The organism is Enterococcus sp. DIV0806c, from assembly GCF_051710905.1.
GTDB classification, from domain to species: Bacteria; Bacillota; Bacilli; order Lactobacillales; family Enterococcaceae; genus Enterococcus_B; species Enterococcus_B mundtii.
This window is the reverse complement of sequence record NZ_JBIOLO010000002.1, coordinates 186,341-201,650: the sequence shown is the minus strand read 5'-3', so window position 1 is coordinate 201,650 and position 15,310 is coordinate 186,341. Positions and strand designations below refer to the sequence as shown.

Genomic DNA, 15,310 nt, shown 5'->3' with positions numbered 1-15,310 from the left:
CACGCAAGAAATAAAGGCGGCTACTTTTTCATTCGAAGAGAGCCAAGAGCCACATACGGTAAGTAAAATGTTCCACTTAGTCTTACATGCCAACCAAGAAGTTTCCGAGTTTATAGTGACCCTTCCTGAGGGAGTCAGTATAGTAGAAGGTGAGCTACCTGCCGATCTTAAGTTAACGAATACAGAAGAAAATCAGTGGCAAGTGCAGGCTAATTCCCCACAAAAGAATTTTTCAATCCCTCTAATTGTAGAAAATGAAGGGGAATATGAAATAGCTATTGGGGAATCAAAAACGCTGCTTAATATTCAAACAAAGGAGAGCCTACCAACAACTGAACAAGAAACAACTTCCTCGGAGGAAACAAAGAAAACAGAAGAACTAGAGAAAATGGGAAATACAACTCAAGAGGTGACTTCAAGTGAGACAGCATTAGAAAATTCAACTGATAAATTAGATGGATCTACAGAAGGTACTAAAGAAAAAGAATCTTTAAAGCGTAATTTCTCATTATCAGAAGGTGTGTCAGAAAAGAATGCAAATAATGTCGTAGAGGTTGGCACTTGGGATGAATTAAATCGAGCTATATTGAATACTTTTACAGGCACTGAAGCTTATAAAAATAATTCAGATTATATTAAAATAACGAATAATATAGAAAATCCGGGCAATCTAGGTACCGATACTAGACGAAACGCGCCAGCTAATAGAGTTGATTTTGTGATAGACGGTCAAGGTCATACAGTTGATTTTAATTCCGTCAGGTATACTTGGGCGGCTAACGTAAACATTGAAAGAAATATATATATTAAAAATATTAAAATGTACGGACAAAGTGCATACGGACCGTTTGCTATTGGAGACACTGCTAAATTAGGATCTACATTAACTTACGAAGATGTTTATTATAGAGGCTCACAATTAACTGCTTCCTGGCAAGCAGACATGTTTTTTAAAGGGAACAATGAGTTTTATTCAGTTAATAGCTATATTTCTCCCATATCAGGAAGACAAAAAAATACATGGACCAATCAATCTGGCCTTGAAGCTTTTCGGGCAACATTTGAGGAAGATAGCACAACTATTATGGAGGTTGAAAATGGTAATGGCCTAATTTTAGCTTCGTATTTAGGAAATACTGGTCAAACTTCAGGGCAAGAAGCATATGCAAGGCTTGCAAAAAATGCGAAAGTTGAAATAAAAACTTTAGGAAATACAGGTGAAATAGTCGGTACTGGATACAATGTTATAGGTTTAGCAAAGGGAAATTTAATTCTAGAAGAATCTTCTTCATTGGATATTTCTACACTCGAAAATACAACACGAGGTGGGATAAATCTTACTGCAAATACAGCTGTAGAAATATCAGATCATGCTAGGCTTAACATTAATATTAACGGCGAAATGCGTACTTCAGCAATGACTTTGGGAACAAATGCTAAAGTAAAGGTTTCTGACTACGGTGCACTTAATATTGGTTTAAATAACCAAGGAACGAGCGTCCGAGATGTGGTTGCTGTTGGGGCAAACAGTGAATTTGATATTGGAAAAGCAGGAGAATTTTCAATCAAGGTTGAGGATGGCACTGGGGTTAGGAACTTGATTAATGTAGGTGCTAATGGAATATTCCAATTTAATGACTCGAATAAAGTAGACTTAGACTCACGTAATAATCAGAATGCGCATTTAATTAATATGACTAATCCAGGTTATTTTAGTGCATTTTATCAAAATGTCTCGGCTTGGCGGAAAGGGTTTAATATCAGTGATGACCCTGATTTTAATTGGTCAGACCTAGCACTTTCAACTATCACGTATAGTGGTAGAGAAATTACAAATATTTCTGCCATATTTTCAAATCCGCAAGTAACAATAGACTTTCAAACAAATTATCGTACTACTGCTTCGGGAAATCCACATAATGGGTTTTCACGTATATACTTCGATCGTGTCCCTGAGATAGATTTAACGATCAACTCTTTATCAGAAAATAAAAATAATGAGAATTCTCACGTTATAACAGGAAAAGCAACTCCTGGTAGTATTATACAATTTTCAGGGGATAGAGTTATTCCTGTAGCTAGTTGGATAGATGGGGAGACTGGACATACAAAAGCAGATGACAAGGGGGAGTATATATACAAGTTACCTGAGGGGAGCTATTTTACTGGGGGAAATACAGTTACAGCTACTTCAACTCTGGGAATAAGAACAGCAACAGCTAGCACAGTAGTAGAACCTAATACTATTAGTACGGTGACAGTTTCATATCAAAGTGTTGATGGACAACAGTTAGCTGATCCAAAGATAATTGAAGGAATAGTAGGAGATCCTTATATAACAGCTTCAGAAGAATTTGATGGTTGGAATTTGATAAAAACTCCAGAAAACGCGGCTGGAGTATTTTCAAAAGAACCGATTTCAGTAACCTATATTTATGAAGAAGTCATAGATACTAAACCCGTTCTGCCAGTTGACCCACTAGATCCACAAATTGGAGTTGACCCAGAGAATAAGCCTGAAATACCAGAAGATCAAGGGCTCTTGAGCCTAGACTTTGTTTCTCAATTCAAGTTCGGGATACAAAGGATATCTGTTAGCAATCAAACTTACTATGCGCAGCCGCAACGATTATTAAATGCAGATGGAACAGTGAATGAGAACGAGAAAAGGCCAAATTATGTGCAGATCAGTGATCGACGACCGGATAATGAACGTAATGGATGGCAATTATCAATTACTCAGAAAGGGCAATTTAGTAATGCAAGCGGACATGAATTGAGTGGATCTGAACTCCAATTATTCAATCAAGAGTTGGTGACAGCGCAAGGCGGAACTACCCCTGAACTACAGGAAGAACCTGTGCAGCGAATCTTGCCAAATACAAGAAAAGTTCTCATACAAGCAAAAGGAGAAACTGGTACCGGGACGTGGATCTATCGTTTGGGTGATAGTAATACGGCAAATAAAAGTGTCGGTCTGTATGTACCTAAAAGCGCGAATCCAGGAGCAACTAGTTATTCGACAAAGCTGACGTGGGAATTAAGTGCAGTTCCTGATAATTAGAAAAAGAATACCGTTTTTTCTTTTACTATGTCTTTAGAATCTCTCATAGATAAAGTAAGGAATTAACTCTCCTTGATGGATTACTATGGAGAATTTATCGTTTTTGTTTATTGATTGAATTTGTTTAATGAGGTTTAGAGGTAATTTATAAATAGAAAAGCTATATACAGAAATAATATATTTTGTAAAATTGTAACTTGGTGCTTTATGTGGTATACTAAATGTAGTGATATACTTTGAAACGTATTAAGAGTGCTATGCTTCCATTTATACTCTCCTTTTGCTTATCAAACATTTATTGCAACAACACGCATACGTAGAGATGCACAAGGAGGAAACAGTATGAATAATGGTACAGTAAAATGGTTTAATGCAGACAAAGGTTTTGGTTTTATAACAGGTGAGAATGGTCAAGAGGTCTTTGCTCATTTTTCTGCGATTCAAGCAGATGGCTACAAGTCTCTTGATGAAGGGCAAGCAGTCACCTTTGATACAGAAGAAGGTCAGCGTGGCATGCAAGCCGTTAACATTTGTACAGCATAAATGATTTGTTTAACCGTCTCAATTGCTTGAGGCGGTTTTTTTTTATACTTAAAAAGGGGAGATTATTATGAGTTTTGGACAGTGGGAACCAATAGAACCATCGATCAAAGGCTTGGCTTTTAAAGAAAATCAATAGGTATCATTTAAACATAACAAGAAACAAGTCATTGGAACCATCGTATCCCTTCTAAAGAATTCGGTAGTTGTCACTCTAAGTATAGCCCAAGTAAGCGTTACTTCAGAAAAAACGGTGATCAATTATAAAAACTTAGTAGCTATCTGAATCAAGTGTTGCTCGATGAAAAAGGTAGTATGAAATTCATTACAGAACTTACTGATGGGACTAACTTAAATGCGTAGGCTCTTACTTTGGTAAGAGTTTTTTAATTGGTTAATGATTATTTGTCTTTATAAAGGTTTGAGGAAGTCATGTGATTTCTTTAAACGATTGGATAGGAAACCCAAGGACTTAATTGCTATCCCTATACGTAGGGCCTCTCTACGCGCATGAAGCAATTTGCCTTTTCCAGTAATTATGTAAATGATGTATTTTAGCTTCTGCTTCATTAAAATGGGCAGAGGAAATAAGCATAAGAGGCTTTTATCAATTTTTAACTTAAAAAATACACTAAGAATATCCAGACAAATCTTTTTGACTCGTTTTCTAGATTTCAAGCTACTTATTTTGACTAAGTTTAGAAGACGCCTTAGTAAATCGTCTTGACTCTGTTTATGAGAGATTGACAGAAATCAGGCAAATAATGGATTAAAACACGTATTGCCTTGTATTCACTCAGCTCTTTGTTTTACTTTTCATACGACAATTTTCGCATTTTCTACATGGTGGTCATCGTTAGCCATAATGCGATTAATTTACTATAAATATGGTATTTCAATCGATAAACATTAATTTTCTTCACTTTATTGATTTTTGACACTAATTTCCAGATTCTAAAAAGCAACTCGATTTGCCAGCGTAAAGAATAGACCTCATGTACCATGTCCATCGGGATATGAATACTGGGAAATTTGTAAGATAAATATTTAACATAAATTGTCTAAATTAGAATAACTATTAAGACGAATTATCTCTAATTAGAATAGCACTTGGTACGCGGTTCTTATTCAAATTGAATAAGGAATTATCAGAGGAATCAAAGAGTGTTTTTATTCAAAGGGAATATAGTTATAGTAAAATTAGAATACTTTATTGTTGCCAGAGGTACAAGAAGCATGTTATCGTTAAGTAGAATTAAATAAAGTACTGGGTTTTGTTTGCTTAAAAGGAGCTAGATATTTTAGTTTCTGAAATGAAGGTAAACAAAAAGGAGCACCTTTAGCTCTCTCGCTTCAAACTGACGCCAATCAGTTTAAAGGTCGTTGAGAGTCAAAGGGTCCAAACAACATATCCAACATGTTGAATGGATTGCTCCTTAATTATTGTAGACGATGTCTACAACGTTGCTAATTATAACAAACATCTGAGTAGTATTCATTTGTTTTTACTTATTTTTTAAAATCTTTTTTATGGAACAGTATTAAAAACTGATTTTTTAGAAGGTGAGTGAGGGCATTTGTACATTGTCTTGGACTAATACGAGTCGTTTTTTCACACGTTTGATTCAGTGGGGGAGTGCGTGTCAAACGAGCGATCAATTTAGCTGTTATGGGGCGTTGTTGACAACTACAGTCATTAAGGGGGAATTTCACACATGTGGAATTCCTCCTTTTTGTTTGCCTTTGTTTTCTGATATTTGTTCGAGAAAGTTAGTGAAGGAGTGATAAAAAAATGAACAAGCCTACACGAATGAAGCCCTGTTCGCCCCAATTGATTTTACAACGAGCGATTATGGTTCATCTAATCGATGGCAGTACATGGGCCAATCTTGGAAATAGAAAATTTGTTCATCAAACGAACTTAATGGTTAGGGATATAGAGGTTCTGTATTCCAAAATTGAAACCGTCGTTGAAATTGAGCGACTGGGATTGAATTAAATAGTTATATGAAAGATATAGCTGTTTGTAAAGAACGATTCTCGTTATTTACAGGATTCTTGAAGACTGGATAGTATCGGACGATTTTTCAGTGCATTGTGTTTAGCTTTAGAATCAACGGGCAAATGTCTCGCCGTTTTCTGTCTAGCTTTACCGATAGATGTGAAGAGGTAACACCCTGTTTTGGTTTTTAGAAAGACAACTCTTTTAGAAGATGCTATTTAAAATAAGAATAGCATAGTCCATGGTTCTATCCTTCTTAACCAGTTTGCTTCAGTGCATGTAATTCTATTATGGCTATTTTTTAGTTTCCTCACAAAAAAATAGTGCTAATAGAAATTAAGATAGTTACTCAATAATAATATATACTACATTCCTCTTTTTATCCGAATGAAAAAAACGGAAAGCATAAAAGAAATAGTATAGAACATTAAAAGGATAGTGAGAGGAATTATTTCGAGTATCATATTAATTGTTAACAATCAATATGAGAAACTAAGCTGATATGTTTTAAAAAAGATAATCTAAGAAAAGAGAAAGAAACTATTTATGATATTTTGAATTTTCCATAAAAACTTTAGCCTACTTTTATTTTATGAAAGGAGCAAATTTAACAATGATAATTTTCTTAGTGTTAGTTTTATTATTTTTTATTTTTGTAGTCCGCAGATTTTTATAGTCGGTAGGTATTCTTTTGTTACAGAAGTCTTTGCATCGATGATACTTGATTTAATTTTTACCTGAGTATATTTTTATCTTATGATTCATTGGACATTCGATTTATGTGTAAAAAATGTTGACCAGTTCGTTGTTTACTTTTAGGAGGGAAAATATCGTGAGAAAAAAAATTTTTTCTAGAGAATGTTTACTCGAAGGAGCCTATCACTTTGTTGTCCAAGAAGGTTTTGACAATTTTAAGGCAAGAAAATTAGCAGATTTTATTACATGTTCCACTCAACCAATTTATCGTGAATTTCAAAATATTGCTGAATTTAGACAATCAACTTATGAATATATTATAAGTATCTTTGATTCTTTTATAGCTGAGTTTAAATTTGAAAATACAAGAGAATTAGTTGATATCATTTGTCATTATGCATCCTCTTATCCTAGGGAATTCCAGCGTTTTTTTTTACAAGACACAGTGTGTACATATCTGTTGAAGGAACGTACCTACGATTATTTTATAAGTCTAGTTAAGTTAGACAACCATACAGAATACAAAACCTTTTGGAACTATACATTAGGAAAGGCTTCTTTATGTGCTTGTCAGAAAGTAACAATTTTTACAAAAGACACTAAGACACAAACAATTGATCACTTATTTATTTCTGTTACAAAGAAAGATCAAGACTATTAAGGAGATGACCAGTGAAAAATGTATGGATAGTGGATAACCATCTACTCTTTGATAAGAGCGTACATGCTGTAATCATAGAGTACTTTACTCCTGTTTTTATGAAAAAATTCAAAAATACGAATGAAATTCTTTCGTCAATCAAAAATTTTTCGATTACAGACAATGATTTATTTATTATTGGCCTTAGTTCTTATGAAAAAGAATCAGTATTTAAGCTGGCGGAATATGTTCGTTTTCAAAATAATTATTGTTTTATTATTTTTATCGCAGAAGATACGAGATATTGCTTGGAAGCATTGCAAAAAAATATTTTGTTATTCAATTACATACCTAAAAAAGGATTCAGCAAAGCGGAATTTGAAAAAGTATTGCATGATACTTTAGTAGAAGTCAGGATACATGAACAATTCAGAAAATTTGAAAAACTTTTCATTACAATTAAGCTGTCAAAAGGGAGTCATTATTTTAATTTGCCTATTTCTGACATTATGTACATAGAGTCAGTTCCAGGAGATAAGGGGAGTGTGCGTTTTAACTGCAAACAAAATGAGATTCTAGTTAATTATAAATTAATCGATATCAAAAATAAGTTGAAAAATACTTCTGATTTTTTTCTGCTAAAATCTTATGTATTGAATTTGTTACATATTCGTAAAATTGATGGTCGTAATAGTTTTATAGAATTCTCTAATTTGGGACGTTTATATGTGGGAAAAAAAATTTTAAAAAAAGTAGAAAAAGCCGTGCAGAATTATTGGAATCTTTCAAAAAATGACTTTCATAGATAAGTGTAAAAAATAATTCGAATAAGTATCTTAATAGTTGGCGATGAGGAAAATATTCTCGAATTCTAATCAGTCAATTGGTTAGTTATGACACTGAAAATATGTACAATTAATGAGAAAGTGATATTCAAGAAAATGCTATATGCCTCTATAAACTAAAGGGGTATACGATTATATGCTCATGTTTTTTATAAAAGAAAAGCATAGAAAAATGGATATGATCGAGTATGATTTTCCTCAATGGCATGAAACGAAGCACAAAAGATAGGCAGTGTAGTCTACTATTGGTTAAAATTTAATTAAGCTAGCTGAAAATAAAAAAGGAGTGTGGTAGTAAACGTATTCTAAAGGATAAAGGTGCGTAGCGGGAATATTCATGGGGGTTCTTCAGAGTACAAAATTACACGATATTAATTTAAAAATGGGGATTTTAAATTAATCATTGATTTTTATTAATAGATAAGAAATAGTGGCTCTTTGTCAATAAGGACTGATGAGTTGCGAAAAATTAAATCTGGGTCAGAATGAACCTCATTCTGGCTCAGATTTTTTGTTATCTAACATTGATTAATCGATTGGTCAAAAAGATTCTAATTTTCATGTTCTCAAATGATCTAAAACCGTAGGATACTCGTTTCATCGTTTTTATGTGGGTATTCTTTGCTTCTATTTTTCCATTGGAGTAAGGATAAATCATCGCATTGGCGATGCCTTCTTCGTAGGTCAGAAGGTTTTGAAGTTTCTCACGAAAGCCGTCATCTAACGTTTCGGGAAGTTCTGCCAATAAGGAGAAAAACAAGTCAGGGTCTTTGTCTCGAAAAGCTTCAACTAATTCATGGAAAAAGGGATATGCCTCCTTTAGGGGCGTAGAAAAGCTAAGCAATCGATCAATCATCATTGCTTCAGTAAGAAATGGGTATTTAGGTGCTCGGAAACTTTTCCATGTTTTATACTCATAGTGGTTAATGTTTGCACGATTTTTTAGCAGAAAGCGCCAGTTCTTTTTCAGTTTTTCTGCATGGCTTTTCTGTCCTGCTTTACGCAGTTCATTCATTTCACGGATACGCAACTCATTGAAAGCTTGATTCATGTGTTTGACAATATGAAACCGATCAATCACTACTTTCGCATTTGGCAGAACGCGTTTGGTAAGCTGGAAGTAGGCGGCGTTCATGTCTGTGACTAAGAATTTTACTTCTTCTGGATTGATGCAGCCCAAGAAATAGTTTGTTAATCGAGGTAATTTACGCGTAGGTAAGATATCAATTAAATTACCTGTTTCTCCATCTGCGCAAATAAAGCTCATTTTATCTTCTATGGAAGTGTGCGAACGAAATTCATCAACCATCAATACTTTGGGGAGAATCCTCTTAGTGGGCTTTGGTAAATAGCTTTTAAACTCTTTCAATGTACGAATAACGGTAGTCAAAGATACCTGACAGCTTTTCGCAATAAAAGATAAAGAGACTTTTTCAGTCAGTAAAGAAGCAATTTTATATCTGACATGATCCGCAATTGAATGTCTTGGGCGGACAAAATAGCTTTGAGCAGTCCAATGGGTTCGACAGTTTTTACAGGTATAGCGTTGCTTTTTTAAGCGCATAACCATTGGCATATGATTGTATTGTTCAAAGCGGACAATGATTTCCTTCTTCCCATTTTTCACGACAATTGCTTTCCCGTTTCCATCTACCACAGTAGAACCACAACTTCTACAGGTACGAGGATCAGGTGAGAGAATGGCATTAATGACCAATGTCTTTTCCTTATGAAAGATCTCGTAAGAGATCTTAGTAATCATCAAATCTTTATCTATTAATCTCAGCATTTTTTTGATAGAATCATTCATATAGCATATCGTCCTCTCAGTTGTTTATTTTGTGGTGATTTAATCATACTAGAGAACGATATGTTTTTTAATACCTAAAATGAAAATGGGACTGAAGAATCAATTTTGATTCATCAGTCCCATAAATTATAGAGCCAAATAAGCTTCGATGGATTCTCTTTTGATCTGGCTTGATCTTGGAAAATTAAGATTTTGCTTTAATAAATTCTGTCAAGAAAATAAAGAAAATTGAAGTAACTATAAGTCATATGTTTGATTAATTTAAATCGGTATGCTTTCAAAACTATGAAAATCAATTGATTGTTTTTTGATGATAATGTGAAGTACAATTTCTGTTGAAATTTCTACGTGCAGATTAACATTCTGAAAAATATTATTTTGTAAAAAAACGGCAAAATATTTAAATGAAATTTTGCGCAAAAGAGACAAAAAAAGTTGTTAAAGGCATTTTTTATTTGTTTGGATGTAGCATGATAGAAATATAGAAAATAACTTCTATATTTTATTAATTAAAACCAAAGGAGTGGAGGAAATTGAAAAAGACATGTTTTATTGTTACTGTTGTTTTTAGTAGTTAGACAATAAGTGTAATTGTCGAAGAAATGAGTTGACTTTAAAAAGGTTGAATGTGGAATTAGCTCAAGTCTCTTTATAAATTTTAATGTAAGCGCAACCGAAATTAAAAATATAATTGTTGGATCTTTAGAACTCCAACAGTCATTATAGTAAAAATAAAGTTATCAAAAATTCGATGTTGCAAATGAATTAAATAAAGTCATCCATATTAATATATTTTTTAAATTAGATGGAATAAAAGGAAGGGGCCTTTTTTTATGAAGAAAAAATGGATTTATAGTTTAATAGCTACGGCTCTGCTTGCACCGTTAGCATTTTCCAATGTTTATGCTGAAGGTGAAGAAATAGAAGTAAAAAAACAAACGAGTGATCATAGTAAAAATCTGGCAGGTGTTTTGGGATACTATTACTATGGAGATAACTTTGAGAAACCTGCATTTATTAGTATGGATACTTACTCTGATGGAAAGCTTCAGATTGATTCTGAAGACGTGGCAGAAATCCAAAAGGTAACGGAAGAACCGATACAATCTGCTAGATGGGTCGGTCAAATACAGATTCAACAAACAGGAGAGTATGAATTTTCTACGACTGATAATAAAACTATACTCTTGCAAGTGGATAAACAATCGGTTATTGAAAATGGTATGATAAAAACGATTCATTTAGAAAAAGGTACATACTCTATTGTGGCTGAGTACCAGACAAATCAAAAAGAGAACCAAATCTTTGATCTAGATTTATCTTGGAAGAACACAAAGGCAAATAAAACAGTGAATGCGAACGAAAAATTATTGCGACCTGAACTCGATCCAGAAAAAAGAGAAGAAGCATTGGTAAAAAAAATGGATGAAAACAAGCCTTTTGCCCGAATAAATTCTTCTGTTGATACAGACGATGATGGAATATATGACGAATGGGAGAAAAACGGCTACACGATAATCAACAGAATTGTAACAAAGTGGGATGATTCATACGCTTCAAAAGGATTTACTAAGTATGTATCGAATCCAAATCATGCACATACGGCTCGTGATCCGTACACAGATTTTGAGAAAGCAATAGGAGACGTGGATGAAGGGATGAAATGGGAAGCCAGAGACCCATTAGTAGCTGCTGTACCTGCAATATCTGTTGGTATGGAAAAAATGATATTATCTCGTGTAATCAATGAAAATAATGAACATGGCACCTCTGAATCAAGAGAAACAGGCTCGAATTCTACTTGGGCAAACACAGAAGGAATCAGTTTAAGTGGAGAAATATCTGCATTCCCTAAGGTATCTATAACAGGCAATTATTCTCATACAGAGACACAATCAATTGAAAGTAAAAATACAACGGGGAAAACCTGGAGCGGTAGTATTGGTTTAAATAAAGGTGAAACGGCGGATTTAAATGCAAATATTCGCTACTATAACACCGGTACAGGTGTAGTATATGGTTTGAAACCAACCGTTAACTTTGTTTTAGAAAAAGATACACTTGCTACAATTACTGCGCAGATCAATCAAACAGCGGAAGATCTTGCACCTGATGAAGCATATCCCGAACGAAGGTTGAATGGTCTCGCATTGAATACACTCGATGAATTCTCTTCACGACTCATTCCTTTAAATTATGAACAAGTCCAAAAATTAGATGAGGGTAAACAACTCCGGCTGGAGACCACCCAGTTTTCTGGGAACTTTGTTAAGCGTAGCGCTTCAGGAGGAAATATTATAGGTGGAAGTTGGGACTTATATATTCCTCAAATTCATAAAACAACCACAGGTATTACCCTTGATGTTGGCAACGAAGAGGCGATTGAACGAAGAATTGCTGCTAGAAACGTGAAAGATCCAAATGATGGAACACCTGAGTTAACCGTAAAGGAGGCCATTAAAAAAGGATTTGGAATAGAAGAAAGCAATGGTAAACTCTCTTACTATCATGAGATAACAGGAAAGGGTTTGTCATTGAATGAAGAGGATTGTTACTTGATTTTTGATCAGAAGACCCATGAGGAAGTAACTCGTCAAGTCCAAGAAAAAGGATTAAATAATATCTATGATGTAACCATTCGACCAGGAATGAACATCCAAATTATTACTTCGGACTATATGACAGCCTGTGAAGGAGAAGTACGGGACCTTTTTACAACTGATGCGAAAAATGAAATAAAACAAGGGGTGACTCAAAATACGCTTGATTTACTACGTACTAAGCTTGGGTTCCTATCTGACACAGACTTAGAAATTATGCAGATCGGAAAAGATTTAGAAAAAGCACAAGGGTTGATAATTCAAAAATCTGTGAAAGAAATTACACTAACTCCAAATGATATTTCCATTGTTTTGAATGAAACGATGCATAGAAAATATCATTATCGGGCCACTGTAAACGATCAATATCTAGCATCCATCGAATATGGAAATGCCTATTATCTTTCTTCTGAAAATACGGAGGAAGGAAAACGATTTACTTATGTGGGGAATGCATTAAAGGATTCAAAAGATATTTTTACGTTGGATGCAGAATATAATGGAAAAAGATATCCAATTTATGACAAAACTTTAGATGGCAATGATCCTATTGATTATCGTATAGAAAGAGTTCATAAGTTTAAGGACTGGCAAAAAGGAATGCTAGAGGACAAATATAAAATTGGCATAATATTTGAAAATATACCAGAACATATTTCTTCTAAAATAGCCTCCTACAAAGGGGTTTTTACAAATCAGGAAGGTTCTCAATCTACTTTAGATGAACTTACAGTTATGAATGGGAGCCAAATGAATTTGTTATGGGGACTACCTGTGGATCTTTCTCAAACTAAAATTGAAATATGGGCCAATAAAAGGGATGGGGGGACTGTCCGCGTCTTTTCTAGTGATACAGATCTAGTGATGCCTGCGACAGGAGGCATGCAATGAAAAAAATCTTCAGAATTTTCTTTGTTTTTGCTGTCTTTTTTATCTGTACAACAGGAGTAGGTACGAATAAATTTTATGCCAATGAGAACTTTCGACCGGACTATAAAAAAGACGAACAAGCCGCAAAAGAATATGGTGAAAAAAAGGCAGACGAATTCAAGGGAAGATTAACGAACATTGAAAAAGGTAGACTTATTGATATAACAAGAGCAAACAATGAAAATTTAAAAGAGTTAAATAAACGCTTTGATACTGGAGATGAGATTGGTAAAGTCGAAGATTTAGAAGACTATCTAGAGATGGTGGAAGACTTAAAAACACTTTTTGATAAAAAAACTGATAAAACAACTGCTACGCAATATGTTTACTCCTTCTTATCTCCAGAGAACTTAGGATTTTCCGTGAATGATTACTTCGACAACAGAACAGGAATTGATCAAGAAAAGTTTGAAGAGTTTAGGAATAGTTTTCAATATTTTCATGTAAAAGGCTATACAATTGGTGATTTATATCAAAGAAATCCAAATAATGATGAGCGGATCATCATGAAATTAAAAATACCTAGAGGAACGGAAATGATGTATCTGGGTGGAAGTGAGGTACTTTTAAATAAAGATACGGGTGTGTTGGTGAATAGGTTCAGTTTGGTCAATGAAGGGAGGCAATACATCAAAATAGAAGCAGAAATTATTCCAAAAGCAGAGATTACTAAATTGTTACAGGAGAATGAAAAAAATCTAAATAGTCAGCTAAAAAATGAATTAGGAATTAATGAAGACCATATCCATATCGAAGCAGAAAGTTATCGAACCAATTTGGTTGTGGAAAGAGCTAAAAACAGTATTAATTATTACCTTACCACCTTTCCTAAACAATTATTAAAAGAGATTTTTACAAAAAAATTTGATATACAACCTAGTTTTTTACAATTGAATTATGTAGATAAAAGTATTCTTGCCAAGGAAAAAGAAGACGAAGCTGGACATTATGACCCTTTTAAAAATGAAATGACTGTTGATCTTTCAGCAGAACAATTTATGGAAGAATATGAATATGAAAAGAGTTTTTACAAAACTGTAGCACATGAGTTAGGACATGCAATCGATTGTTTATTATTGGGTTCAGAAGAGTTACAATGGTCAGAAAATAACGAGGAATTTGAAAATTTGTTTTTGGAAGAAAGTGAGAACTTAACGAATGAAACAACTAAGCTAATTTATGATGAAGAAACAAACTCTGAAGTACTATATGGCACGACAGATCCAGGAGAGTACTTTGCGGAAGTATTTGCGGCGATGCATTCGAAAGAAGAACGGATTAGAAAATTGATTTGGGAACAAGTTCCGAACACCTGTAAATATATCAAAGAAAAGTTGAATCCATATATGTAAGGGTGAGACTATAATTGATTTATATAACAAAGTATGAAGAGAGAAATATTCTAACAAAAAATAACACTTCATAATCTTTGGCAAAAGATAACAAAAATTGAAAAAAAGAAAGGTTAGTTTGTTTTTAAGATGGACTAATCTTTCTTTTTATGTTTCCCTATTATTTGGAGTAAAACTAATAAGTATATTTTATTAACAGAGATACAATCTAGATATAATTCATTATTTCTCATGTTTATAAATTTAAAAAAAGTTAAAACTCAAATTATTTTTGCAAATAAAGGTGGAAATTACACATATAAGTTAAAAAAATACAACTTTACATTAGGAGATTATAGAGTAGAAAGCGATTAAATAAATTAATTATAGTCTCGTATTTATCGAGAACGTGTTGTTCTGTAAGAGTCGTTAATAATGGAATTCTAGTAATAGTTGATAAGATATAAATATAAATACATAGGATATAAAAATATAACAAGCACGATTTTATTTTTTTTGAATATCTTTTCATCTGCTATCCAATTCAAATTTGTGCAATGTAAAAGTTTGATACAAAACACTTCTTGACCTTCATTCTTTTACAATTCACACAAGAAATGTCAAATGCAGATCTAATTGATTAAATTTTCACGAAATATAACCATTATTTTTGGGAAAATTCCTTTTGTTGAAAAGCTGTAGCCGAAGTCTGAAGATTCTTAGAAAGAAAAACAAATTTCTATCGGAAAATATTATTTTAAATTTTTAAAGTGATTTACAAAAAAAGAAAACTTTATTTCATAGGTGTGTGAAAATAAAGGATTTTATTTTAATCTAGTATCCTGTTAATAT

Annotated in this window: 9 protein-coding genes and 1 pseudogene; 8 read left to right on the top strand and 2 right to left on the bottom strand. The window is 33.4% G+C overall.

Translation table 11 applies throughout. The annotated features are described in order from the left end of the window. The first annotated feature begins 67 nt into the window (after positions 1 to 67). The 3 genes and pseudogenes from IGK77_RS15665 (at position 68) to IGK77_RS15655 (ending at position 3,890) form a co-directional block, all read left to right on the top strand. Positions 68 to 3,064, top strand: coding sequence for a WxL domain-containing protein (locus IGK77_RS15665; RefSeq protein ID WP_438713362.1), 2,997 nt, complete (start codon positions 68 to 70; stop codon positions 3,062 to 3,064). A gap of 342 nt (positions 3,065 to 3,406) precedes the next feature. Next, positions 3,407 to 3,607, top strand: coding sequence for a cold-shock protein (locus IGK77_RS15660; protein ID WP_086335682.1), 201 nt, complete (start codon positions 3,407 to 3,409; stop codon positions 3,605 to 3,607). A gap of 67 nt (positions 3,608 to 3,674) precedes the next feature. Next, a pseudogene (locus tag IGK77_RS15655) lies at positions 3,675 to 3,890 on the top strand (DUF2187 family protein). A 553-nt stretch (positions 3,891 to 4,443) separates the two neighbouring features. On the opposite strand, the gene IGK77_RS15650 reads toward IGK77_RS15655, so the two are convergent. Further along, positions 4,444 to 4,614, bottom strand: coding sequence for a transposase (locus tag IGK77_RS15650; RefSeq protein ID WP_438713361.1), 171 nt, complete (start codon positions 4,612 to 4,614; stop codon positions 4,444 to 4,446). Positions 4,615 to 5,396: 782 nt separating this feature from the next. Here IGK77_RS15650 and IGK77_RS15645 point away from each other — a divergent pair. The 3 genes from IGK77_RS15645 to IGK77_RS15635 all read left to right on the top strand — a co-directional run bounded on the left by IGK77_RS15645 (position 5,397) and on the right by IGK77_RS15635 (position 7,751). After that, the gene (locus IGK77_RS15645) at positions 5,397 to 5,603 is read left to right on the top strand and encodes a hypothetical protein (RefSeq protein ID WP_438713360.1); all 207 of its coding nucleotides are present in this window, start codon (positions 5,397 to 5,399) and stop codon (positions 5,601 to 5,603) included. Between the two features lie 835 nt (positions 5,604 to 6,438). Next, on the top strand, positions 6,439 to 6,963 hold the full coding sequence (locus IGK77_RS15640) for a hypothetical protein (RefSeq protein WP_438713359.1): 525 nt from the start codon (positions 6,439 to 6,441) through the stop codon (positions 6,961 to 6,963). Positions 6,964 to 6,974: 11 nt separating this feature from the next. After that, positions 6,975 to 7,751: a LytTR family transcriptional regulator DNA-binding domain-containing protein gene (locus tag IGK77_RS15635; protein ID WP_438713358.1), complete on the top strand. Its 777-nt coding sequence runs from the start codon at positions 6,975 to 6,977 to the stop codon at positions 7,749 to 7,751. Between the two features lie 550 nt (positions 7,752 to 8,301). Here the strand turns inward: IGK77_RS15635 and IGK77_RS15630 are convergent. Further along, positions 8,302 to 9,597: an ISL3 family transposase gene (locus tag IGK77_RS15630; RefSeq protein ID WP_438713050.1), complete on the bottom strand. Its 1,296-nt coding sequence runs from the start codon at positions 9,595 to 9,597 to the stop codon at positions 8,302 to 8,304. Between the two features lie 833 nt (positions 9,598 to 10,430). On the opposite strand from IGK77_RS15630, the gene IGK77_RS15625 reads away from it, so the two are divergent. Both IGK77_RS15625 and IGK77_RS15620 read left to right on the top strand, forming a co-directional pair. After that, entirely contained in the window at positions 10,431 to 13,088 is a 2,658-nt protein-coding gene (locus IGK77_RS15625; RefSeq protein WP_438713357.1) for a binary toxin-like calcium binding domain-containing protein, read from the top strand. Next, positions 13,085 to 14,479: a hypothetical protein gene (locus IGK77_RS15620; protein ID WP_438713356.1), complete on the top strand. Its 1,395-nt coding sequence runs from the start codon at positions 13,085 to 13,087 to the stop codon at positions 14,477 to 14,479. Before IGK77_RS15625 ends, IGK77_RS15620 begins: the two co-directional genes overlap by 4 nt. Positions 14,480 to 15,310 lie beyond the last annotated feature (831 nt).

Excerpts from the sequence above, each read along its gene's own strand:
- IGK77_RS15665 (WP_438713362.1), top strand. The coding sequence starts at position 68 with ATGTTCCACTTAGTCTTACATGCCAACCAAGAAGTTTCCGAGTTTATA.
- IGK77_RS15660 (WP_086335682.1), top strand. The coding sequence starts at position 3,407 with ATGAATAATGGTACAGTAAAATGGTTTAATGCAGACAAAGGTTTTGGT.
- IGK77_RS15650 (WP_438713361.1), bottom strand. The coding sequence starts at position 4,614 with ATGGACATGGTACATGAGGTCTATTCTTTACGCTGGCAAATCGAGTTG.
- IGK77_RS15645 (WP_438713360.1), top strand. The coding sequence starts at position 5,397 with ATGAACAAGCCTACACGAATGAAGCCCTGTTCGCCCCAATTGATTTTA.
- IGK77_RS15630 (WP_438713050.1), bottom strand. The coding sequence starts at position 9,597 with ATGAATGATTCTATCAAAAAAATGCTGAGATTAATAGATAAAGATTTG.
- IGK77_RS15625 (WP_438713357.1), top strand. The coding sequence starts at position 10,431 with ATGAAGAAAAAATGGATTTATAGTTTAATAGCTACGGCTCTGCTTGCA.
- IGK77_RS15620 (WP_438713356.1), top strand. The coding sequence starts at position 13,085 with ATGAAAAAAATCTTCAGAATTTTCTTTGTTTTTGCTGTCTTTTTTATC.